This window comes from Paenibacillus sp. XP01, from assembly GCF_057364885.1.
On record NZ_CP139481.1, the window covers coordinates 628,671 to 651,812 of the forward strand.

Annotated in this window: 25 protein-coding genes; 23 read left to right on the forward strand and 2 right to left on the reverse strand. The window is 51.8% G+C overall.

The window, feature by feature from the left end; translation table 11 throughout:
• The first annotated feature begins 46 nt into the window (after nt 1-46).
• The 8 genes from SNR34_RS02945 to SNR34_RS02980 all read left to right on the forward strand — a co-directional run bounded on the left by SNR34_RS02945 (nt 47) and on the right by SNR34_RS02980 (nt 9,741).
• Nucleotides 47-1,657, forward strand: coding sequence for a helix-turn-helix domain-containing protein (locus SNR34_RS02945; protein WP_486181091.1), 1,611 nt, complete (start codon nt 47-49; stop codon nt 1,655-1,657).
• Nucleotides 1,633-1,761, forward strand: coding sequence for a hypothetical protein (locus SNR34_RS02950; protein ID WP_486181092.1), 129 nt, complete (start codon nt 1,633-1,635; stop codon nt 1,759-1,761). The genes SNR34_RS02945 and SNR34_RS02950 overlap by 25 nt, the downstream gene beginning before the upstream one ends.
• Nucleotides 1,762-1,884: 123 nt before the next feature.
• The gene (locus SNR34_RS02955; protein ID WP_486181093.1) at nt 1,885-3,597 is read left to right on the forward strand and encodes a helix-turn-helix domain-containing protein; all 1,713 of its coding nucleotides are present in this window, start codon (nt 1,885-1,887) and stop codon (nt 3,595-3,597) included.
• Nucleotides 3,598-3,639: 42 nt separating this feature from the next.
• Nucleotides 3,640-4,653, forward strand: a complete 1,014-nt coding sequence (locus SNR34_RS02960; RefSeq protein ID WP_486181094.1) for an ABC transporter substrate-binding protein — start codon at nt 3,640-3,642, stop codon at nt 4,651-4,653.
• Between the two features lie 42 nt (nt 4,654-4,695).
• Nucleotides 4,696-5,721, forward strand: coding sequence for a FecCD family ABC transporter permease (locus SNR34_RS02965; protein WP_486181095.1), 1,026 nt, complete (start codon nt 4,696-4,698; stop codon nt 5,719-5,721).
• Entirely contained in the window at nt 5,718-6,749 is a 1,032-nt protein-coding gene (locus tag SNR34_RS02970) for a FecCD family ABC transporter permease (RefSeq protein ID WP_486181096.1), read from the forward strand. Before SNR34_RS02965 ends, SNR34_RS02970 begins: the two co-directional genes overlap by 4 nt.
• A gap of 4 nt (nt 6,750-6,753) precedes the next feature.
• On the forward strand, nt 6,754-8,370 hold the full coding sequence (locus SNR34_RS02975; protein ID WP_486181097.1) for an alpha/beta hydrolase: 1,617 nt from the start codon (nt 6,754-6,756) through the stop codon (nt 8,368-8,370).
• A gap of 213 nt (nt 8,371-8,583) precedes the next feature.
• Nucleotides 8,584-9,741 carry a M48 family metallopeptidase gene (locus SNR34_RS02980; protein ID WP_486181098.1) on the forward strand — a complete coding sequence of 386 codons (1,158 nt, stop codon included), beginning with the start codon at nt 8,584-8,586 and terminating at the stop codon, nt 9,739-9,741.
• 205 nt (nt 9,742-9,946) lie between these two features.
• Here SNR34_RS02980 and SNR34_RS02985 read toward each other — a convergent pair whose 3' ends face one another.
• Entirely contained in the window at nt 9,947-10,228 is a 282-nt protein-coding gene (locus tag SNR34_RS02985; protein ID WP_236417474.1) for a transposase, read from the reverse strand.
• 398 nt (nt 10,229-10,626) lie between these two features.
• Here SNR34_RS02985 and SNR34_RS02990 point away from each other — a divergent pair, with 398 nt between their 5' ends.
• The 9 genes from SNR34_RS02990 to SNR34_RS03030 all read left to right on the forward strand — a co-directional run bounded on the left by SNR34_RS02990 (nt 10,627) and on the right by SNR34_RS03030 (nt 17,792).
• Nucleotides 10,627-10,815, forward strand: coding sequence for a hypothetical protein (locus tag SNR34_RS02990; RefSeq protein WP_236417473.1), 189 nt, complete (start codon nt 10,627-10,629; stop codon nt 10,813-10,815).
• A 212-nt stretch (nt 10,816-11,027) separates the two neighbouring features.
• Nucleotides 11,028-11,789, forward strand: coding sequence for a type I methionyl aminopeptidase (gene map, locus SNR34_RS02995; RefSeq protein WP_236417472.1), 762 nt, complete (start codon nt 11,028-11,030; stop codon nt 11,787-11,789).
• Nucleotides 11,779-12,141 carry a hypothetical protein gene (locus SNR34_RS03000; protein ID WP_486181099.1) on the forward strand — a complete coding sequence of 121 codons (363 nt, stop codon included), beginning with the start codon at nt 11,779-11,781 and terminating at the stop codon, nt 12,139-12,141. The genes map and SNR34_RS03000 overlap by 11 nt, the downstream gene beginning before the upstream one ends.
• A gap of 199 nt (nt 12,142-12,340) precedes the next feature.
• Nucleotides 12,341-13,393: a cytochrome c oxidase subunit II gene (gene coxB / locus SNR34_RS03005; RefSeq protein WP_236417471.1), complete on the forward strand. Its 1,053-nt coding sequence runs from the start codon at nt 12,341-12,343 to the stop codon at nt 13,391-13,393.
• A gap of 71 nt (nt 13,394-13,464) precedes the next feature.
• On the forward strand, nt 13,465-15,315 hold the full coding sequence (gene ctaD, locus SNR34_RS03010; protein ID WP_486182388.1) for a cytochrome c oxidase subunit I: 1,851 nt from the start codon (nt 13,465-13,467) through the stop codon (nt 15,313-15,315).
• Entirely contained in the window at nt 15,312-15,941 is a 630-nt protein-coding gene (locus SNR34_RS03015; RefSeq protein WP_343262465.1) for a cytochrome (ubi)quinol oxidase subunit III, read from the forward strand. Before ctaD ends, SNR34_RS03015 begins: the two co-directional genes overlap by 4 nt.
• Before the next feature lie 3 nt (nt 15,942-15,944).
• Entirely contained in the window at nt 15,945-16,265 is a 321-nt protein-coding gene (locus tag SNR34_RS03020; RefSeq protein WP_236417468.1) for a cytochrome C oxidase subunit IV family protein, read from the forward strand.
• 105 nt (nt 16,266-16,370) lie between these two features.
• Entirely contained in the window at nt 16,371-17,294 is a 924-nt protein-coding gene (ctaG, locus tag SNR34_RS03025) for a cytochrome c oxidase assembly factor CtaG (protein ID WP_486181100.1), read from the forward strand.
• 33 nt (nt 17,295-17,327) lie between these two features.
• The gene (locus SNR34_RS03030; RefSeq protein WP_236417464.1) at nt 17,328-17,792 is read left to right on the forward strand and encodes a DUF420 domain-containing protein; all 465 of its coding nucleotides are present in this window, start codon (nt 17,328-17,330) and stop codon (nt 17,790-17,792) included.
• Between the two features lie 120 nt (nt 17,793-17,912).
• Here SNR34_RS03030 and SNR34_RS03035 read toward each other — a convergent pair whose 3' ends face one another.
• Nucleotides 17,913-18,215 carry a hypothetical protein gene (locus SNR34_RS03035; RefSeq protein ID WP_486181101.1) on the reverse strand — a complete coding sequence of 101 codons (303 nt, stop codon included), beginning with the start codon at nt 18,213-18,215 and terminating at the stop codon, nt 17,913-17,915.
• 215 nt (nt 18,216-18,430) lie between these two features.
• On the opposite strand from SNR34_RS03035, the gene SNR34_RS03040 reads away from it, so the two are divergent.
• The 6 genes from SNR34_RS03040 to SNR34_RS03065 all read left to right on the forward strand — a co-directional run bounded on the left by SNR34_RS03040 (nt 18,431) and on the right by SNR34_RS03065 (nt 23,034).
• Complete coding sequence (locus tag SNR34_RS03040; protein WP_339275915.1) at nt 18,431-19,141, forward strand: hypothetical protein; 711 nt, start codon at nt 18,431-18,433, stop codon at nt 19,139-19,141.
• Between the two features lie 88 nt (nt 19,142-19,229).
• The gene (locus SNR34_RS03045; protein ID WP_236417459.1) at nt 19,230-19,631 is read left to right on the forward strand and encodes a GntR family transcriptional regulator; all 402 of its coding nucleotides are present in this window, start codon (nt 19,230-19,232) and stop codon (nt 19,629-19,631) included.
• Between the two features lie 7 nt (nt 19,632-19,638).
• Nucleotides 19,639-20,556: an ATP-binding cassette domain-containing protein gene (locus SNR34_RS03050; RefSeq protein ID WP_486181102.1), complete on the forward strand. Its 918-nt coding sequence runs from the start codon at nt 19,639-19,641 to the stop codon at nt 20,554-20,556.
• A complete protein-coding gene (locus tag SNR34_RS03055; protein ID WP_236417455.1) occupies nt 20,553-21,455 on the forward strand; it encodes an ABC transporter ATP-binding protein in 903 nt (300 codons plus the stop codon). The genes SNR34_RS03050 and SNR34_RS03055 overlap by 4 nt, the downstream gene beginning before the upstream one ends.
• Complete coding sequence (locus SNR34_RS03060) at nt 21,448-22,743, forward strand: ABC transporter permease (protein ID WP_486181103.1); 1,296 nt, start codon at nt 21,448-21,450, stop codon at nt 22,741-22,743. Before SNR34_RS03055 ends, SNR34_RS03060 begins: the two co-directional genes overlap by 8 nt.
• Nucleotides 22,744-22,851: 108 nt before the next feature.
• Nucleotides 22,852-23,034 carry a hypothetical protein gene (locus SNR34_RS03065; RefSeq protein ID WP_343262463.1) on the forward strand — a complete coding sequence of 61 codons (183 nt, stop codon included), beginning with the start codon at nt 22,852-22,854 and terminating at the stop codon, nt 23,032-23,034.
• Nucleotides 23,035-23,142: the final 108 nt, after the last annotated feature.

The following is a 23,142-nucleotide window of genomic DNA, read 5'->3' on the forward strand; positions in this document are numbered from 1 at the left end:
TGAAGGAAAAGAATGCAGTCTGACGAAAGGCGGGTGCATCCGTTCCATGTCATCTCTTTCCAACGAAGCCCAGCAGATCTATCTTTTGTCTTCCGTACGCAAACGCAGATTTCCTAAACGCAGCGGGGCTGGAAAGTTAAGGATTCCCGCATACATATTATGCTTCATTATCGAAGGCGAGGGCGTCATCGTGCTGGACGGAGCCTTGCAAAAGGTGCGGCCATTCCAGCTGTACCTGCTCGTTCCGGGCATGATCGTCGATATTCCAGAGCAAGCAAGCACGTTTGAGTATTACGGTATTTGGTTCGATCCGATCCGTTTAACGAAAAAGCAAGGAGCTTACGAGGCACGGACTGCCTCGCCATTGGCAGGAGCGCTGTCACCCGGCATGCTGCCGGTTCATCAGCCGCAATCCATCCTGCAGGCCATGGTACAGCTGTACCAATTGGGCAAAAAAGAATCCATCCGCCATTCCTTTCAAGGAAGGATGCTGTTGGAGCAGCTGATTCATGACCTTGCCCAACAAGGGCCTGTACCGTCGGCCAAGGCCATGGATGAACGGATCGAGCGGAGCATCCTGTACATGAAGCGGAACTATCCCGATAAAATCAGCATCGAACAGCTGGCCGAGGCGGCCGGCGGCATGTCGGCAGCAGCCTTTTCCCGGCTGTTTCGCCGAGAAACCGGCATGCCTCCGATCGAGTATTTAAGCAACGTGCGCATGGCCGAGGCCAAAGTATTGCTTAGCGCCAAGGACAGTCGCGTGAAAGAAGTGGCAGCAGAAGTCGGGTTTCGGAGCGAGTTTTACTTTAGCCGCATGTTTCAGCGAACCGTCGGCGTTTCGCCCACCCAGTACATGAAGCGAGGCATGCTGAAGGTAGCGGTGGCATCCTCCTTGAGCCTGGAAGACCACCTCAAATCACTGGGCATCGAACCGGTATGCGTTGCAGATTTGTTTCGTTACCCCGGGCAGAGCGAAGAACAGCATGCGGATCACGTGAAGGACCAGCTTGCGCTGTTGCAGCAGTCCAGTCCGGATCTGATCATCGCCGACGATTATCATGCCGAGTTCCGGGACGAGTTCAAAAAGTCGGCTTCTCCGGTATTCCTTGACTTTGAAGTGTGGGATTGGAAGAGGAACTTTGAGCAAATCGCCGAACTTGTCCATCGGGAACGGGAAGCGTCCGAGATGCTGACAAGGCTGTATGTGCAGAGCGAAACGACCGGGCAGAAGCTGCGCGGCATGTTGGGAGACGAACGGCTGATGCTGATGCAGGTCAATCACCGGGCGATCGGCATTCAGGGCCGGGCGGGTCATCCGTTGAACGAATTGATTTATGGCGAACTGGCCTTGAATCACGGCGCACCGGCATCGGAGGAGCTGTGGCGGCTGGAGATGCAGCCGGAGGAGATTGCCGTTCTGGAAGCGGAGCATGTGTTTATTCATCAGCATCATGTATTGGCTGGAAGCAGCGAACGTTATCAGGATCTGATGCGTACGCCCGCCTGGTCCGGCATGGAGGCTGTACGGCTCGGCCGCGTATATGAGATTCCGAACTGGTTTGCGATGAGCTGGACGCCGCTGGGCAGACAGCGCATCATGGTGGAGCTGCTGGACATGTTGAACGGCCGATGGCAAAGCGAGAACAGGAATTAAGCCGCGTTGAGTTCGAATCGAACAACGATGAAGAAGGACAGGTTGCAGCCTTGGTTGCAGCGCTGTTCTTTTTTGCGCTGGAAATGGCAAGGGAATGTACATAAAGCGTTGATTTTCATTTATAATGATAATGATTCTCAATAAATAGGCGAACTATACGAATCTATCTAAGCCGCAAATTTGTGGTTTCTATCATCGTTTATAACCATAGATCAGGAGTGTATGAAATGGAATTATCGCGAACCGGATCGTCGGCATACCCTGCACCAGCGCCGGAAAGGACGATTTATCTGCATCATGCCGAATTGGCGACCGTTGGACATGCCGGGCATTTGACCCAAATGATGGCTACCCAAACGACATTGATCATTCTGCTCGAAGGCCATTGCCATTTAAAGAAAAAAAACCGCAGCACGTTGATGAAGATGGACACGGTCTACACCTGTTATCCGGGCACGACCTTTGAATTCATCGGAAAAGGCGAGCCGTCGCTCGTCGCCATTCTGCGAGTGGAACTCTACCAGCCGTCAACGAGCCGGCCCGGAATGCTCGAATCGGCTTCGCAGCATATCTCCGCACTGCTGCCTGACGAAGCAGCGCATCCTGTTCCCGGGGCGGCGGGAGATTGCTGCAGATCCGTGTGCGCAATGCTTCGCTCGGGAGATCCGATCCAGCAGCTGCGGGCCCAGCTTCAGGTCATGGGGTTGGTGATCGATGCCGCTTCGGCGTGCTCCTCCGGTTCATCCATGCAGGCCAGCGGCGTCGAACGGGTCAAACATTACATGGATGAGCATCCGGAAGAACCGCTGAACTCAGGTAAATTGGCCGAGCTGGCCGGACTAAGCCCTAAACACTTTGCGGAACAATTCAAGAAACGATATGGAAAAAGCGCTCGCGAATATATCACGGAATTGCGTCTCGCCAAAGCCAAACGCCTGATGCTCCGACCCGGCCGAAAGCTGAAGGATGTCGCCCACGAGGTGGGGTACCAGGACGAGTTTTATTTCAGCCGGTTGTTCAAAAAAGAATTCGGCGTTTCCCCCTCAAGCTATATCGGCAAACGCAAGCACAAAATCGCCGCTTATGCATGTGCCTCCACATTAGGAACATTGCTCGCGCTGGAACAGCTGCCTTACTTGGCCCCGCTTCATCCCAAATGGACGAACTACTATTTGGAGAGATACGGGGACGACATCCCCTACCATCTGGAATATGGTTCAAGCGATTCGGCAGCACACCCGAACATCAAGCAGATCGCGGAGGCTGCGCCGGAGCTTATCGTATGTCCGGATTATGTTACCGGGACGGAGTATGAAACATTGAGGGATATCGCTCCGGTGTTCAAACTTCCTCCGGAAGGGCCGGGCAGTTGGAAACAGGGGTTGATTCAGCTTGGCACCATTTTGGGCCTGGAGAAAGAGGCATTGCAGTGGACTCGGGAGTTCGAGATCCGAAGCCAAAAGACAAGTCGCGCGATATCCAGCCTTCATGGGCGAAAGGCGGCCCCCTCCATTTTATTTGTGCGCATGATCCGAGGCCGACTGCTTGGATTTGACTCGGCGGGCACGCTCGATTACGTGTATAACGATCTCGGAATCCGGCGCCCGCGGTGTACTCCGAGAGATGGCGACGAGTGGTCGCCGGTCACATGGGAGCAGCTGCAGGCAGAAGACGTGGACTACGTGGCGTTGATGATTCGGCAGGACTCGAAAACGCTGGAGCAGTGGCAAGCACTCAGCCGGTCGCCCGAATGGCGGGCACTGCGAGTGGTTCGTCAGGATCGGGTATTCATGCTGTCCTCCAATCCGTGGCGCGAGTATTCTCCGATTGGTTTGGACCGGGCACGCCTGGATTTGTTTAACCATTTGAAGTCTGCCGGAAAAAAATCCATGCCGAATCCTCCTGCAGTCTATGGAGAAGACATCGCAAACCGCTCATAATAAATGATAATGATTATCAATATTAGCGGAGGGGTCAACCAGATGAAAAAAGCAACGATACTTCTGCTGTCCACCATCATGCTGGGCATGTTGGCAGCTTGCGGAGGACAGAACAATACAAGCGGCGAGGCCCAGTCGGCAGGGCAGGCCGCACAGACGAAAACAACCGAGAATGCGGCATCGGGCGAGACTGCATCGGCAACGGCGGAGACCGGCACACGAACGGTAAATTACCTTGGAACGGACTATGAGGTGCCTGCCCAGATCGACCGATATGTCATTACGGGTGCGCTTGAAGCGATGGAGGATTCCATTCTTCTCGACATCCATCCGGTAGGAGCCATTACTTCCGGAGGCAAATTCCCGGACATGTTCGCTTCCATCACGGATCAAGCGGAGTCGATCGGTGAGAAAATCACTCCGAACTTCGAGAAAATCCTCTCCTTGAAACCACAGGTCATTCTGGGAAGCACCAAATTCGAGGCAGCGGTATTGGACAAGCTGAAACAGATTCAGACCACCATTCCGTATTCCCACGTTGCAACCAACTGGGAAGCGAACTTGATGCTGCTCGGCGAGTTGAGCGGCAAACAGGACAAGGCCGCAGAGCTGATCCAAACCTACAAATCCGATCTGGAACAAGCCAAACTGACCGTGAACGAAACGCTCAAGGATAAAAAGGTCGTGCTGGTTCGTATCCGTGACGGCGGCATTTATATTTATGGACCCGACCTGTACTTCAACACGCTCCTCTATGGCGAGCTTGGACTGACGGTGCCTGATGCCGTTGCGGCTGCGGAAAAACAAGAACTGCTGTCCATGGAACAATTCGCTGCCATCAACCCGGACGTGCTGTTCATCCAGTTCTCGGAGGACGAGAATCCGGATAATACGGCCGCGCTTAAGGAGATCGAGAGCAATCCGATTTTCCAAAGCGTCAATGCCGTCAAGGAAAAGCAGGTGTACGTAAATATTGTGGACCCGTTGGCACAAGGGGGGACCGCATACAGCAAAATCCAGTTCTTGAAAGCTTTCATGGAAAAAGTTCAACCATAATGTCAGGGGTATGGGTATGATTCAATGTTAACTACCAAAACCATGGAACATCACGATTCGGGCTCCCGCAAAAACAGGCGGCTTGCGCTCCTGCTTGTTCTGTCTCCGGCAGCGGCGCTGCTGATCGTAACTTGTTCGGTTCTTTATGGCGCCAAGGATATTGCTCCGGATGACGTTTGGAATGCGCTGATATACTACGATTCAGGCAACGTGGACCACCAGATCATTCTGCATTCACGCATTCCGCGGGCAGCGGGCGCACTGCTGGTCGGCTTGATGCTGGCCATGTCGGGGGCTGTCATGCAGGGAGTAACCCGTAATGACCTGGCTTCGCCATCCCTGCTCGGAGTGTCGGACGGTTCGGTGTTTGCCGTTACGCTATGCATGATTTTGGTTCCAAACGTTGGCGGCTCGGGGCTGATCCTGGTATCGATGGCCGGATCGGCGCTCGGAGTTGCGCTTGTATTTGGCATGGCTGCGCTCATTCCACGAGGCAGCTCGCCCGTCACGCTGGCTATATTGGGGATCATTACAGGCATGTTCTTGAACGGTGTATCGGATGCATTAGCCATGTATTATCATATCCCGCAAAAAATCAGTTTCTGGTACAACGCCAGATTGTATCAAATGGAACTTGGAGAGCTGGAAATGGTTTGGCCATACGCCTTGGCAGGCATCATTCTCGTACTGCTTTTGTCCCGATACATCTCCGTGCTCGCGCTGGGAGAAGAGGTTTCGGCCGCGCTTGGGCAGCGGGTGCGGCTGATCAAAGGCATTTCGATGCTGGCAGTGGCTTTGTTGACCGGCATCGCGGTGGCTATTGCCGGCAAAATCGCTTTTGTCGGCCTGATCATTCCCCATGTGGCGAGAATGATCATCGGCAACGACTACCGGCGGGTCATTCCTCTATCCGGTGCGCTCGGTGCATTGTTTTTGGGACTGTGCGACATTTTGTCCCGCTTCATGAATTATCCGTTTGAGATGCCGATCGGGGTCGTGCTGGCGATCTTTGGCGTTCCTTTCTTTCTGTATCTGATTCGCCGCAGGAAGAAGGAGGTGGCATCGTGAGAAATGCAAAGAAAACGACGGCCGGTTATGCTGCCGTGATCGGTTGTACCTTGGCCGCCATTGCGGGCATGTTTCTTCTCGGACTGATGACCGGCGAGATGAAGCTTTCCATCGGCGACGTGTTAGGTACCTTATTTGGCAATCAAGGACAGTCGGACTATGATATCGTCATATTCCAGTTCCGCCTGCCTCGCATCGTACTCGGCGCATTGCTTGGGGCAGCTCTGGGCATGTCCGGGGCCGTCGTGCAGAGCCTGACGCGCAACCCGCTGGCAGACCCGGGCATTCTGGGCATCCATGCGGGCGCAGGCATGTTCGTTATCCTGTTCATGTTTGTCTTCCAGGACTTGATTCCGTCGACCGGACGGTTGGCGGTCATGCTCATGCCTCTATTCGGCGTCGCGGGTGGCGTGCTTGCGGCGCTGACGATATTCATGCTGGCGCGAAACAAGGGACATCTTGAGCCGCAGAAGCTCATTTTGGTCGGGATCGCGGTGACGACGGGATTTTCGGCAGTGACGCTGTACATTTCTCTGAAGATGAATCCGCATGATTTCGAGCGGGCGGCAATGTGGCTTGCGGGAAGCTTGAATTCCGCCAACTGGATTTTCATCGTCTCCATTCTGCCTTGGATGGTTGTGCTGCTGCCGTACCTGTTCTGCAAAACGCGGGTGCTTGATCTGCTGCGGCTGGGCGACGACAATCTGATCGGACTCGGGATGTCCGTACAGCGGGAACGGAACTTGCTGCTGTTTGCCAGCGTGGGCGTAGTGACGGCTGGCGTGGCCGTGGCAGGCAGCATCGGGTTCGTCGGGCTGATCGCCCCTCATATGGCGATGCGGCTTACAGGACTCGCACACCGCAGATCACTTCCGATCAGCGGTTTGTTGGGCGCAGCGCTGGTGCTGATCAGCGACTACGTTGGCAGGACGGTATTTTCCCCGTCCGAATTGCCCGTCGGCGTTGTGCTGTCCATTGTCGGCGTCCCTTATTTTGTGTGGCTGATGTGGTCACGTTCACGGAGGTAAAATGATGATTGAAATGCAGCAGCTGGAGGTGGAGGGACGCAAGCTCACTGTTTTTCTGCCTCCTTCGTATGCCTTGTCCGGAAGGCAGTATCCCGTTGTGTACCTTCACGACGGGGCCAAGCTGATGATGAGCACGTTGAACTACATGTACAGGTTGTTCCGTGAAGGTTTGCTGGCAGAGGTGATCGTTGTTGGCGTGGATAGCGAAGCACGCAATGACGAATATACTCCCTGGCCAGCGCATGCCGCGACCGAAGGGAAAGAACCGTTTGGAGGTTTGGGGGCAAACTACGTCAATGAACTGGCGGATGTGATCAAACCCGAGATCGACCGCCTGTTCCGCACGGTTCAAGATGCCCGCTCGACGGGGCTGGTCGGTTATTCGCTCGGGGGATTGATTACGCTCTATGCCGCATATCGGAGGCCCGATGCCTTCGGCAACTTTGGCATGTTATCGCCATCGACGTGGTATGAAGGCATGCTGGAGTATGTGGAGCAGCATTCGCTGCCAAACCGGGAAATCCGCATGTACATTTCGCTTGGCAATCGGGAAGGCATATATAAGAGCAATATTCAGCAAAATGCGGTGGCAAACACACTGCAAGTGTATCATCGGTTAAGCGGGCAGCTGCAGGAAACAAATCGTTTGCGTTTGGACATTTTGGATGATGCAACGCATGATCTGGTTTTTATGGCACGCCAGTTCCCGGAGGCGCTCGGATGGATGTATGGGCATAAGGGTCGGCAGGGTACCATCAAGCCAAGCGAAATCAGACGCGGCATTGCCCATAAAGGAGATGCTATCGTTACGGGGGCGAGTCCTGCTTTGCCGGGCACGGAAACATGGGACACTCGTTCCATGCGCAATGGAATGCTCTACCGCATTTTCGTTCATCTTCCGCTCAAGCCGCCTCCACCTGAAGGCTATCCGGTTTTGTACACGGTGGACGGCAATGCCTACTTTGCTTCGTTGAACGACGCGATGCGATTGCAAACCCGCCATCCGAAAGGGCTGCCCTCCGGCCTGATCGTTGCCGTCGGTTATCCGGAAGATGGACCGTTCGTGGCGGAACGCAGGTTCAGGGATTTGACGGTCCCGGATCGGCAGCAGGGATTGCGTCCGGATGGTTCTTCATGGCCGGTAAACGGAGGCGCTGACACGTTTCTGGATTTCATCGAATTTGAATTGATGCCGCAGATCGAGGGCAGGTATCCGGTGGATACGCGTCAGCAAGCGTTGTTCGGCCATTCGTTGGGCGGTTTTTTTACGCTGTATACGCTCATGAGGCGGAATCACTTATTCCAGAATTACGTGGCAGGTAGCCCGTCGATTTGGTGGAAAGACCGCGTTTTGTTTGACATGCTGCCTGAATTTGAGACAAGGCTTCGGAACAGCCGGTTGGACTGCTCGCTGATGATCGGCATAGGGGGAGAAGATACCAAATTGCTGGCTAATGCGAAACAATTTTACGATCGGCTGGTTCCTTACGAGGGAAGCTCCATTCAACGACTACGGCATCACGTTTTCGAGGGCGAGGGGCACATGTCGGTGCTGCAGCCGATGTTCAGCCCGATGCTCCGCTTCGTTTTCGCCAAAGAGGGCGAGAGATTGCGCATCTAAAATAAGTGGCGGCATGACACCGATAATACGAAAAACAATGCTCTGGTTCGGAATGATCCGAATCAGGGCTTTTCTAATAGATTAAGGTTGGAACGAGTTAACGTAAATGTGCAAAATGTTTGTAGTTCCCTAGATACTGTAAATCAATTGAAGTCGCTTATACAATGGTTTACAACATAAATGCCTATTAGGCGGCTTGGAGGGAAATGCATTTTGAATGACAGTGAATGGTATGTCTGTCCGGACTGCGGGCAAGACATCGAGGTCAATGAGGGCTATAAAGCCTGGTGCGAACATTGCAATTGGAACATTGCCGAGGAGGAGGAACAAGGGGAAACGGGCTGGATCCGAACAATAAACCGGAAATTGGACGAATGTTTTTCAGGGCGCCTGCTCGATGAATTCAAGTATAGCGTAACCCGAGAGTTTCCACTGACTAAATATCGATTATATGCGTACATGCTGGCTTTAATTGTACATACATCGACGTTAGCCATCTTGGGCCTCGCGATTCTTTGTTTTGCCACCAATTCGACTTGGCTCGGTTTTTTGGGAATACTCCTTTTATTGCTATGGATTGCGGTAATGCTGCCTTATCGCAGGCGTTTACCAGGAAGGGTTATTACGAAAGAGGATTATCCCGAACTTCATCAACTGATCGAAGAAATACGGCAACAATTAAACGCGCCGTCTGTGGACATGATTCGGGTGACCGAGGATTACAACAGTTATATTTTAAGCTGGAAGGGGAAAAGAAAGATTCTCGTGCTCGGCATACCGCAACTTGCTGCCTTGACGACGGAAGAAAAGATAGCGATAATCAGCTTTCAAATGAGCCTGCTGGCACATCCAAATGCAGCCAAACACGCCTTTGTGGATCGGGCGATGAACCTCCTGCAATCTTGGCAGGATGCACTTGATCAGAGCGATAGCGGCATTTTGGCCATTCTTCTGTTTCCGCTTGTCATTCTGGGACAGGTCGTTGCTTTCTTTCTGGCGCTTTTTCAAATTCTGTTGATGCTGACCTTAAGGGATGAGATGCAGCGTTCCATCTACATTGCTGATTACGAAGCTTCACTGATCGCGGGCAGCCAGGCATGGAAGTCCCTGCTCCTGAAAGCAACCATGGAAGAGTTCTTTCTTACCACAGCTTTTCAAGTCGCAAAGTATCCGTATAGCAAGGAGTTGTATGAAGAATTCAGACAACGCATCGCAACGATTCCGCGCAAGGAAATGTTGCGCGCCGAACGGTTGCAGGAAATGCAAGAAGTACATAACGTGTTCAACCATCCTTCCGCAAAAAACCGCTTGGAGGTCATGAGGGAGCATTGGTGTTTTGCCCTTCATATCAGCCTGATGCAGCACAAGTAAAAAAAATTCAAGCCGAGTTTCATGATCTTGAACAGCGTTCCCAAAAGATTTTGTTAAGCCATCTTCGAGAGACTGGATAAAGGAGTACGGTAAAAGGGACATTGCTTTGCGCATGGCAAGCATGTCCCTTCATTGTTGTCAGCAAGACAACACTTGCCGTTGGAGCATTTGTTGTGCTTGTCTCGATAGCACGCCGTCTTCTAATCTAGCGGTCTCCCCGCTCCAAATGTCGGCGTGGATGCGTGATTTTACCCATTTTGTCCGTATCGTTTTCCTTAGGAACCAAGCGCTCATCCGTTCGGCCTTCATGATGGTTGTCAAACGCAAATTCGGTCAGTTTCCATTCGCTCTTGCCGAGCACGGGATCGGCGGGAAAATGTTGTCCGCGATGAAGATGTTCCTCGCGTCCGGCTTCATTAACGTAAACACCATCCACTTCCACTTCTTCATGGGAAAGAGGGAGCATATCGTTTTCCTTGCGTTCCATGAATGGGCACCTCCTTGAACAAGGGGAATTTGACTCAAAATGATGTCCTTGATAATATCCCCCGAACAGTCAGGTGATATGCTTTGCAGAGAATGGCAAATAAAAAGCTCAAAAATTTCGCTAAAAAAATATAATGCGGATTAAACTTTTTGGGCATGGACACCGTTATATTTATTAGGGAGAAATCGTCAATTCGAAAGATGTTTCCGAATATGCTATAATAAGATCATGATTCGAACCGAATCATATCGGGTATTGATGTGTCAGGTGCTTGCTACGCAAAGTTCCCGACCAGAAGCTTGTTCAAGCCGCGTACACAACTTCATGAATGGCATTTAAGACTTATTCGGCGTTCCTAAACGGAGCATTCACTTTCAACGTTTTGGGAGGGAATTACTATGGCAACGAAAGGTCACAATGAGGTCAAAGAAAGTTTGAGGGAGATGACTCGGATTTTCCGTCCTAAAGATCCCAAAAAATTCGTGAAGGAGTATGTGAAGAAATACCGGATTACGGGTGGATACGAGGAAGAACTGACTTCTGTGGTCGAGCATGAGCTTGTCAAAATGGATTCTTCCGTATCCTGAAACGAACGACCATGAATACTGTTCCGAATATGAATAGAACCGTCTACCGGGCCTCGGCTCCGGCAGACGGTTTTTTTTGTTGCTCACTGTTCATTCATTTTGGCTGCTGATCTAGGCGGTAGCGTTCACGATTCTTGCCTGTGTGCTTTTAAGGGGCTGTGCCTCAGGTCTTCTGCATATATATGGAATTACAACATCGGCAGGAAGGATGAATGCAAGTGGACCCTATATTGAAGACCAAAGAGGAAATCGGCTATATGCAGGAAGCAGGGCGTATTCTGAGGAGCTGCCATGAGCAGATCGAACGATGGCTGGCTTCGAGAATAACGACGCTTGAAATCAACGAACGGGTCGAGGCATTTCTGGCAAAGCAGGGGGCCACGCCGGAGCAAAAGGGATATAAAGGATACCCGTATGCGATATGTGCTTCCGTAAATGATGTGGTATGCCACGGCTTTCCGGATGAGCGAGAGCTGGCCGACGGGGACGTCATCACCATAGACATGGTGGTCAACAAAGACGGATGGCTGGCCGACTCTGCCTGGACGTATGCCGTAGGCGAGCCCGGAAGGGTTTTGCGCAAATTGATGAAGCGTACGGAAAGGGCGCTGCATCGGGCGATTGCTCAGGCAGTACCGGGCAAAACGCTCGGGGATATCGGGAATGCCATTGAGCGGGTAGCCAGACTGCACCGGTATGGCATCGTGAAACCGCTCATCGGTCACGGGATCGGTCAGTACATACACGAACCGCCGAACGTGCTTCCTTACGGCAAACGAAGAACGGGAATGATGCTTACCGAGGGAATGGTCATCACGATCGAGCCGATTTTCACGAAAGGCTCGTCGGGAGCCGTGATCTGGGATGACGACGGTTGGACCGTACGCACGGCCGACGGCAGCGTCGGCGTTCAATACGAACACACCGTGGCCATTACGGCGGATGGACCGCTTGTGCTGACAGGTGGCAGTTAGGTTAAGGCAGACCTTTGATCGTCGCGGAGCTTCACGCTGTTTTGCAGGTGATGCTGCAAATGGCGTGAAGCAGACAGGGAGGCGGGAAAAAATCTTTTGGGCCGCAGAAGGAACTGGAGTCCGCGAAAGCGAATTCCTTTTGCATAAAAGTACATTTTTTGAAACAGGATCGAAGTTGAGAAAAATAGCATGGCCTCACCGAATTATGGAAAATACTTTCAAAGTCAAAGGTTATAATTTATATCTGAAATCGTTTGCAAAACGAGTGGTGGTGCGGACTTTTTATAAATGTGAACAAAGTGTGAATATGTGTCCAAAGATTGACAAAATCATACCCTCAACTTATATTTAATAAGTGATTTGTCCATATAGAATGATTTGGAATAATGCGCAGACATACCCTTTGGAGGAAATGGGGGGAGCCATGGAAGCGTTATTTTTTCAAGTTCTTCCGTAAGATGGACAGGATTGTGGCTTCCGCCTGATGCGTTTTCTGGAGATTGTCAGGATGCCGCCATAATCTGCGAAAATGCCAAAGGTGAGGTGGATCAATGATGAAACAGTGGCAGGCCGCAAAGAGAATCGTCCCGTTAATCGCGATGTTGTCTTTGCTGCTCTCCGCATGCGGGCGGGAAGACTTGTCGGTAATGAAACCTCAGGGTCCGGTGGCGCAAAGCCAGCTCGATCTGATGAAGCTCTCCATCACGATTATGATTGTTGTGCTCATCATTGTGTTTGCGATTGCCGCTTACGTCCTGATCCGTTTCCGCAGGCGGTCCGGACAACAAGAAGTGCCCGAGCAGGTAGAAGGCAATTTCAAGCTGGAGGTCATTTGGACAGCCATTCCGCTCCTTCTGGTCGTTATTTTGGCCGTACCCACGGTCCAAACCATTTTTGCCCAAGGCGAGGACGCCTCCAAAGACAAAAATGCCATTCAAGTCCAAGTTACCTCGCATCAATACTGGTGGGAATTCACTTACCCTCAATATGACATCACCACTGCACAGGATCTCATCATCCCGACCGGGAAAAAAATCGCATTCGAATTAAAAACCGCAGACGTGCTTCATTCCTTCTGGGTGCCGTCGCTCGCGGGCAAAATGGACACAAACCCGGATGGAACCGTCAACAGATTCAGCTTCTCCGCACCAAACGAAGGCGTATACCGAGGCAAATGCGCCGAGCTGTGCGGCAGATCGCATGCCTTCATGGAGTTTAAGGTCAAGGCGGTAAGCCAGGAATCCTTCGACCGTTGGGTCAATGAAATGAAGGCGCCGGCCGTGCTCCCCGAAGATGCGCAGCTTGCCGAGAAATTCAAAACCAACTGCCTCTCTTGCCACGCGGTGGGCGATCAAGGCGGGCCGGTTGCTCCCAATCTCACCGGAATCGGCGGCAAGGAATCGGTGGCCGGGATTCTGCTAAACAAACGGGAAGGGCAGGAAGAAGGCAATCCGGTGCTCGACAACATGAAGGAATGGCTCCATGATCCTCAAAGCGTGAAGCCGGGCAATACGATGCCGAATCCGAAGGATCTCGGATTGACGGACGAAGAGATCGACGGCATTGCCGAATATTTGGCCAACTACAAATTGAACTATGAATAGAATAGCGGGGACGAAAGAGGGGGTATGGAACCTTGGCTCATGCTCATAGCGTCAAGCGCTACACGGGTTTAATGGATTGGATTACCACCGTCGATCACAAAAAAATCGCCATCCTTTATCTGATTGCCGGCGGGCTGTTCTTTGGCATCGGGGGGATCGAAGCCATTCTGATCCGGATTCAGCTGATGAAGCCGATGAACGACTTCGTATCGGCCCAGGTGTTCAACGAACTGATCACGATGCATGGAACAACGATGATTTTTCTTGGCGTCATGCCGATCATTTTTGCCATTATGAATGCAGTCATTCCGCTGCAAATCGGAGCGCGTGACGTCGCGTTTCCGTTTATCAATGCACTTGGCTTTTGGACGTTTCTCTTCGGCGGGCTGCTGCTGAATCTGAGCTGGATCATGGGCGGAGCTCCCGATGCGGGCTGGACGGCCTATACGCCTCTCTCCGGCAGCGACTACAGCGGGACGCACGGGGTCGACTTTTACACGATCGGGTTGCAAATTGCTGGTTTGGGTACGTTGATCGGGGGCATTAACTTTCTCGCGACCATCATTACGATGCGTGCGCCGGGCATGTCCTACATGCGCATGCCGATGTTTGCCTGGACGACGTTTATCACGTCGGCCATTATCCTGTTCGCGTTTCCGGCCATTACGGTCGGCCTCGTATTGTTGACGTTTGACCGGATTCTCGGAGCCAACTTTTTCGATGTTTCGGGCGGGGGAAACCCCGTGCTCTGGCAGCATATCTTCTGGATTTTCGGTCACCCGGAAGTGTACATACTCATTTTGCCGGCATTCGGCATCATTTCCGAGGTGATTCCGACCTTTTCGCGCAAGCGGTTGTTCGGATACAGCTCCATGGTGTTTGCAACGATCCTCATTGCGTTCCTCGGCTTCATGGTCTGGGCGCATCACATGTTTACGACGGGGCTGGGGACGGTTGCGAACGCGCTGTTTTCGATCTCGACGATGCTCATCGCGGTGCCGACCGGGATCAAAATTTTTAACTGGCTGTTTACGATGTGGGGGGGACAGATTCGTTTCACTGCGGCGAACCTGTTCGCCGTCGGGTTCGTTCCGACCTTTGTCATGGGCGGAGTTACGGGTGTCATGCTGGCTTCCGCGCCGGCCGACTTCCAGTTCCATGATACGTACTTCGTCGTGGCGCATTTCCACTACGTCATCGTGGGCGGCTTGGTTCTGGGCCTGTTTGCAGGGCTGCATTACTGGTGGCCGAAAATGTTCGGGCGTATCCTGAGCGAAACGCTGGGCAAATGGACGTTCTGGACGTTTATGATCGGCTTCCAGCTCACGTTCTTCGTACAGCATTTCCTTGGATTGATGGGCATGCAGCGCAGGATCGTTACGTACTTGCCGAACCAGGATTTCGACCTGTTGAACCTGGTCAGCTCCATCGGGGCATTCCTGATGGGCGTCGGGGTGATCCTGTTCCTGATCAACATCGTCATCACAACGAGAAAACCGGCGAATGCGCCAGCCGATCCGTGGGAAGACGGACGAACGCTGGAATGGTCCATTCCTTCGCCTCCGCCGGAATACAATTTCAAGCAAACTCCGCTTGTGCGAGGAATCGATGCCTTTTGGAAGGAAAAGATGGCCGGCCACAAAGAAATGACGCCTGCGGAGCCGGTAGGACCTATTCATATGCCGTCGGCGACGCCGCTGCCGTTCGTCATGTCCGTAGGCATTTTTATCGCCGGGTTGGGCTTCATGTTCAGCAAGGACGACTTTGGCAATGCGTTGATGAACGGGCTTTTCAACAATTACATCGTCGTCATTATCGGTCTTCTGATCACCTTTGGTTCGATGCTGCTGCGCTCGCTCTATGATGACCATGGCTGGCATATCGAACCTGAGGACCAAGACGGGAAGGGGGCTGCACTATGACAACTGCACATGTCGAAACGGCAGCAAACGGAAACCTGCCCCATGAGCCGGAGAAAGCCACGCTGGAAGGCCGCAACAAGCTGATCGGTTTCTGGCTGTTCCTCGGCGGGGAAACGGTATTGTTCGGCACGTTGTTTGCCACCTTCCTGGCCCTGCGCGGCCAGACGAACGACGGTCCGACGGCTAACGAGCTGTTTCACCTGCCGCTGGTGGCGGCGGCGACCTTCATCCTGCTTGTCAGCAGTTTGACCAGCGTATTCGCCATCCAGGCCATGCACCGCGGGGATCGGAACAAACTTGCGCTATGGCTTGTCATCACGGTTGTATTGGGGCTTGGATTTCTGGGACTGGAAATCTACGAGTTCTACGAGTACGTGAAGCATAAGGAATTCGGCATGACCACGAGCGCGTTCAGTTCGGCATTTTATACGTTGGTCGGCTTTCATGGTGCCCACGTTGCTTTCGGTATTTTATGGATCAGCATTCTGGTCGGGCAATTGTTCAGAAAAGGATTAACGGTGGTCACCGCGCCCAAAGTATACGTCTCGGCCATGTACTGGCACTTTATCGACGTCGTGTGGGTATTCATCTTTACGGTTGTGTATTTGCTTGGAAAGGTGGGGTAGCGCATGTCGGCACAGGATAAAACGGATCAGCATCCTGCAAAGCACCGTCACCGCATGGAAGGTCCGCAAAAACACGTCGTGGTATTCATATTTTCCGTTATTTTGACCCTGATTGCTTTTGCGGCCGTGAAGGCAGGCGGAGTTAACGCCACCTTTACCATTATTCTGCTGGTCGTCATGGCCATCCTGCAGGTGTTCGTTCAGTTGGGATACTGGATGCACATGAAGGATAAAGGGCATTTAATGCCCATCCTGTTCATGGCCTTTGGTTTTTTCGTAGCGTTTACTTGTATTATCATGGCTCTCTATTGGGTCTGGTGGTAAAAAGAATGACGGCGGCGCGCCAAGCGCCGTCTTTTCCCCTTTCGGGCGAGGCCCCCTAGGGGTAGCAACTCAACAACCATTAACGTTCACGGGGAGGATTCCCGTATGCTTGGATTGCAGTATTTCAGCTTCAGTGATCTTTGGAACCCGTTGGTGTTGGCGCTGTTTCTCGTTGTCGCGGCGGCCTACCTTGTGATCGTCGGTCCTTTCAGCGAGCGTGTCAAAGATGCCGAACCGGCGACGGGCACGCAGAAACTGCTGTTTCTGGTCGGATTGGCGGTGCTGTATCTGGCTCAAGCCGGCCCGTTCAATTTGCTCGGACATGTCATGTTTAGCTTTCATATGGTGAGCATGGCGCTGTCTTACCTCGTGGCGCCTCCACTGCTTATGAAAGGGCTGCCGGTCTGGATATGGCGGCGAATCGCAAGGCGAATGCCGGCCAAATCATTATCGTTTCTGGCTCATCCCATTGTGGCCGCAGTTGTGTTCAACGGCCTGTTTTCGATGTACCATTTGCCGGTTGTTCACGATTACGTCATGTTGAATTTCACGGTACATCGTTTGTACTATATCGCACTTTTTGTAACTTCCATGCTGATGTGGTGGACGCTGCTTAATCCCCTGCCGGAAGGCAGGCAAGCATCAGGGTTGTCCAAAATGGGCTTCATCTTCCTCAACATGGTGCTGTTGACGCCTGCTTGCGGACTTATTATTTTTGCGCCGCAATCGCTCTATGCCACATATAGCGATCCTTCAGTATGGGCAGAGGCGATGCGATATTGCGTATCCACGGATTCGTCGGCATTGCTAAGATCATTCGGCGGACCGGGTTTCTTTAATTTCTTGTCCTCGGCTCAAGAGGATCAGCAGGTAGGCGGCATTTTGATGAAGTTTATTCAGGAAGGGATTTTCATCTCCATGCTGGGTTACGTGTTTTTCCAATGGTATCGCAAGGAAAAGCGAGAAGATGATGACGACCCGCGTTCTTTGGACGGTACGGGCGAACCGTTTCATTCCGCGGCGAAATAACGCCAGTGATGTTGCAGCAAAGGGGGATTTGCGATGGATATGTATTTGTTGTTGCCCACGATCAGTACGGCTTTGATTGTCATCAGCGCCCTGCTGGTCGGCATCGGTTGGGTGCTGATCGTACGGGGCAAGCGGGAGGCACACCAATCGATGATGGTCGCCGGTGCCGTTGCCGCAGTATTGTTTTTTATCATTTACATGTCGCGTACCGTTTTTGTGGGGAATACGTCCTGGGGCGGCGATCCGGAGATGGAAGTGTTTTATCGGATTTTTCTGATTTTTCATATCATTCTGGCCACCGTTGCGGCGGTGTTCGGCATTTCAACCTTGGTGCTGGGATTCAAGAAAAAATTCAGTACCCATCGGCGCTGGGGCCGATTTACGTCCATGATCTGGTTTAGCAGCGCGTTGACCGGGGTCGTCGTGTATGTGCTGTTATATCTGTTGTATCCAGGCGGGCATACACGTCCCGTGTGGGAGACGATACTGGGAGCGTAGCAAACATGCATTTTCATTTATATGAAGTTTAAAAAAGGGCCGTATAGATTTGTGCACTTTGCATGCACAGATCGTACGGCCCTTTTTGGTACGGTGCGGGAAGAAACTATCCAGCCAGCATCAATCGCCGCCGCCTCCACCGCCATCACCGCCGCCGCTGTCGCCGCTGCTTCCGCTATCATGGCTGGAATGATGAGCTGAATCGTGGGAGGAGGCATGGTCATGATGATGGCTATGGCGATGATGCGAATCGTCCCCGAATAGGAAGGGTGCACCGGCACCGGAGTCGCTGTACGCCGAGTTGCGGCTGTCGTTGTCGCTGCGACGCCTCTGGGCTTGATTGCGCGAAGAGCTCCATGCGATTAACGCGATGACAATGGCGATAAAGAGCACGACCGGTATGATTTGAAATAAACCATCCATTGGTAGAATCCTCCTTTCCGTAATCAGAAGTGTTGTTGATTTTATCATATCAGAAAGCTAACCCCAATTCCTGATTCAGGAAAAAAAGGGTTGACGAGGCGAACGATGAGTCTGTATACTGTGTATATTGATATACACACTAATCACAGTGGATCGAACTTAAGCACAACGGTTGCTTGATGTGTACAGACATGAGAGGAAAGGCAGGATATGGCATGGGCGCATGGAAACAGGCGTGGTGGTTAACAAGGAATGAGCAAAGCAAGGACCGCTTTCAATGGTTATGGAGTGCCATATTCATGATTTACTGCGGCGGTATGGGAGGGGTTATGCTGGTCGGGGAACAGGAAGTTCCGAGCGTCGTCTTTGACGGATATTTCATGATCATGCTTCCCTTTCAAGGCTTCTTGTTCAGCAGAAGATCTTTTCGCTACATCCAGGAAGACTCTTATACCCAGATGCTGATCTACTATCGCAGGCTGCCGATTTCCGCACAAGCCGTGATGTGGTCCAGATTGCAGCAGTCCTTGCTGGCATTCATCTATAACGGGATTTTCTTTTATGGCTCGTTGTATGTTACCCAATTGCATCACCAGGGTTTTCGTCTGGATCAGTACCTGGCTTTTGGCCTGACGTGTACCGGATTCGGATTCCTGATTACAGGATTCTATATTTACGGGGAATTTCTGCATAGCGGAAAAAAATATTTGCTGCTAAGCGCTTTTCAGGTCCCTTTGATCATTTTGTTGGTTTTCATCATTCATTTGACCGGAAATAACGGGTTTATGTCTGCCATAAAGATGAGCAAAACTTGGGGATTGCTTTCTCCGCTGATGTGGATCATGTTGGCCGTCGGATTGACGTCGTTATGGCTTCTCAGCAGGGTTACGCTAAAACAGCTGATTAAAAGGGACTTAAGCATATAAATGAACACAAATAACTTGAGAAATGTAAATGACGAACCGGCTCGTTCATGTGATGAACCGATGTGTACCAGAGAGCGGGGTGCAAGGCATGAATATACCGATTCAAATCAATGAAAACAGCGCTGAACCTTTATATCACCAAATTGAAAACCAGTTAAGGTCATTAATCATTACTGGCCAATTGGGGGAGGGAACACATTTGCCGTCCATTCGGGAGTTTGCGGGATCGCTGAATTGCAGCGTCATCACGGTTCGCCGGGTGTATCAGGACTTGGAGAACGAGGGATTACTGCGCACCAAGCAGGGAACGGGTACATTTGTTGCCAAGGTCGAAGCGGGGGATCGGGAAAATTATAAATTTACGGCGGCCAGGGATGCGCTGCGCGCTGCGGTTCAGGCAGGCAAGTCGGTCGGTTGCGATGAAGAAGAGATGCTAACGTTGTTTAAAGAAGTTGTCGCAGACGTTTACAATCCGAAGGCAAGGGAGTGATGTGCTGATGGAAGCTATGGCGGTTCAATTGAAGGGTGTCTCCAAAATGCGAAAGCGCAGAATGATCGGTCCGATTGACCTGAACATTCCGGAAGGGTATGTCGTGGCCATTCTCGGCCATAACGGATCGGGCAAAACCACGCTGCTGAACATGCTGCAGCAGATCGTGCTGCCGGATGCGGGCGAGATACGCTGGTTTGGCCAAACTCATGTTGGAGAACTGCCCCTTGACATCAAGCAGCAGATCGGTTTCGTGACCGACGGCGCGGTGGAAGAAAATCATGTGACTGCGAAGGATGCGGCCCGATTCCGTGCCTACTTGTATCCTCGCTGGGATATGGACCTGTTCAATCGGCTTATGGATGAGATGGAAGTTCCGCAGGACGTGAAGCTCATTAAACTCTCCAAAGGAGAACGCCGCAAATTTGAAATTGCTGCCGCTTTGGCCTCAAGGCCGAAATTGCTGCTGTTGGATGAGCCATCTTCGGGGCTGGACCCCTTTGCATGGAAAACGATGGTGGATCAGTTCCGCCGCTTCATGGAAAACGGGGACACCACCATATTGATTGCTACGCATATTGCCGATGAGGTGAAGCGATTAGCGGATTACATCATATTGATGAACCGCGGACAGTGCTTGGGCATCGCGGAGAAAGACGTCGTTCTCGACCAGTGGAGAGAGGTCTGGTACGAAGGGGATTTGAAGCCGGAGAGCGTTCCGGGCACCGTCGAATCGTACCGTGAAGCCGGTGGACTCATTCGTGTGATCACGACAAGGATCAGCGAAGCGCGAGAGCGACTGGATTTGGCCGAAGCAAACATTTTGAAAGTCCGGAACCTTGAGCTCGATGAGGTGCTGGAGTTTTGGATTGCCGGATACGCTCCGGCACAATGGAGATCACCGAAGGGAGACGATGAACGATGAATCGACTGGCATTGAGGCAAGTGGTTAAACAGTATGCAGACAAAACGGCGGTTAACGGAGTCACGCTTGATGTGGCTGAAGGTGAAATTTATGGCTTGTTGGGGGCGAATGGAGCGGGGAAAACGACGACCATGCGCATGGTATTGGGGTTGATTCACCCGGACGGCGGCGAGATTCGCTATAACGGCAAACCGTACAATGCGGAGCTGCAGCAAATCATGGGTTACCTTCCCGAGGAGCGGGGGTTATATCCAAAAGTGAAGGTTAGCGAGCAGATCAACTACCTGGCACGTTTGCGCGGCATGAGCGGCAAGGATGCCGACAAAAGCCTGAAATACTGGCTCGAACGTTTCGAAGTGCCCGAATATTACGATAAGAAGATTGAAGAGCTTTCCAAGGGCAATCAGCAAAAAATGGGCTTCATCGCGGCCGTGGTGCATCGGCCTCAGATTCTGATTTTGGATGAGGCGTTCAGCGGTCTCGATCCGGTCAACGTAGAATTGCTCAAATCGACCGTTAAGGAGCTGCGCGATGAAGGAACGGCCATTCTGTTCTCCACGCACCGCATGGAGCATGTGGAAGAGCTTTGCCGCCGAATAACGATTCTCCATCGTTCCAACACGGTCGTTCAGGGGGATATCAAGGAGATCAAAGGCCGATATCCGCGCGAGCAGGTGTATTTAAGCACTACTGGCCAAGTGAATGGTTTGGAGCAGTTGTCTGGCGTCACCAAAGTAGACCGTACGGAGAACGGGTATCAGATCCGAATCGGTCAAGCGGAAGCGGCTCAGGAGATTCTCAGATTGGCCATGTCGCAGACGACGGTAGAACATTTTGAAATCAAGGAACCAACGTTGAACCAAATCTTTATTCGTGAGGTAGGTGAGTCGAATGAATAAGATGGGCACGATTGTCGGCTTTACGTTTAAGAATAAAGTCAAAACGAAGTCTTTTGTGGTCACAACCATTGTGCTTGCGCTTTTGATTTCCATCGGCATTAATATTCCGTATTTTATCAATATGTTTAATGGCGGTTCAGGCGGTGAAGGAACGAGTGCCAATCCAGTCAACATCGGTTTGTTGAGCGAAGGCCAGGATGAGATCGCGAGCAAGCTGCAGGCATTCTCCGCAGCGCAGGGAGATCAGGCTTATCGTTTCGTATCCGATGAAGGCAAGGATGAAGCCGCTTTGAAGGCCGACGTGGAGTCGGAATTGCTGGACGGGTATTTGAAACTGGAGCCTGCGACGAACCAGAGCTTCCCGCAGCCCGTACTCTATTCGGCAGAAGACGTCTCTCCGCAAATTATCGCTTCCATTGAAGCTGCCCTGCAGAGCGTGAAGTTGGATGTCATTACGCAGAACACATTGACCGCAGAACAAAAGGCGTTGATCAGCACACCCGTGAAGGTGACTGCGGAAAGTCTCGATGCAAGCCAGAATGGCGCTGCTGAAGAAGGCGGCAACGGCATGAGTCCGATCAACTATGTTGTGGTTTACCTGCTGATCATCCTGTTGTTTACGTCCACGATGATGACGGGCAATATGATCGCTTCCGAGATCACAGCCGAGAAGAGCTCGCGAATCATGGAGATTTTGATCACGAGCGTGTCCCCGCTTAGCCAGATGTTCGGCAAAATCATCGGGATTTTCCTGGTGGGCATGCTGCAGATCGGCATTTTCGGAGCAGTGATCGCAGGGAATATCATGCTGCCTCACAATCAAGGCGTATTGAGCGAGTTCAGTATGAACCTGAGCGACGTGAACGTGTCCGTCATTGTATATGGTTTGATCTTCTACATTCTGGGTTACTTCCTCTATGCCGTGTTGTTTGCGGCGATTGGTTCGATGGTAAGCCGTACGGAGGAGCTTGGCCAGGCGGTGCTGCCGATTACGATGCTGTCCCTGGCTTCCTTTTATATCGCGCTCTTTAGCATTTCTGCACCCGACATTTTGCTTTTGAAAGTAGCTAGCTTCGTGCCGTTCACTTCGCCTACGGCGATCCTGGTACGCATCGGGGCGGGCGTTGCGCCGACATGGGAGATTTGGGTATCGCTGGCCATTCTGGTCGTATCGATTCTGGCCTTTGGCTGGTTGGCGGCAAAAATCTACCGTACCGGGGTCCTGATGTACGGCAAACGCCCAACTTTCAAGGAGCTTTTCAAAGCCATGAAGGCGTACAAAATTTAATATTGAAGGCAGCTTATGCTGCTGCTGCTTGCTGCTGCTGCCTGTGTATGTGTTTTCCGACGATAACAGAATCTCTGACATAACAATAATTCATTGGAGGCGCTGAATGTGATTAAAAACATGAGTTCAAAATCACTTATGATGTTAAGCGCGGCTGCAATTATTCTTTTGCTAGGATCGTTCGCAAGTGCTGAAGGATCTTCGACAAAGGATGCCGTGCAAGGTGCGCTGATGGGGGCCGTAGCTGTTATTGCTGTTGCTTGGCTGTGGGTTGCTGGAAGTAAGAAGTAAAATCGCAAAACGGGAAGAGGGGCCATGCTAGGAAAAAGGTGGAACCCTCCCCAGTCTATTATCGTAATATTGATGGAGTTACTTCTTTGGGCTAATAGATTTAATCTA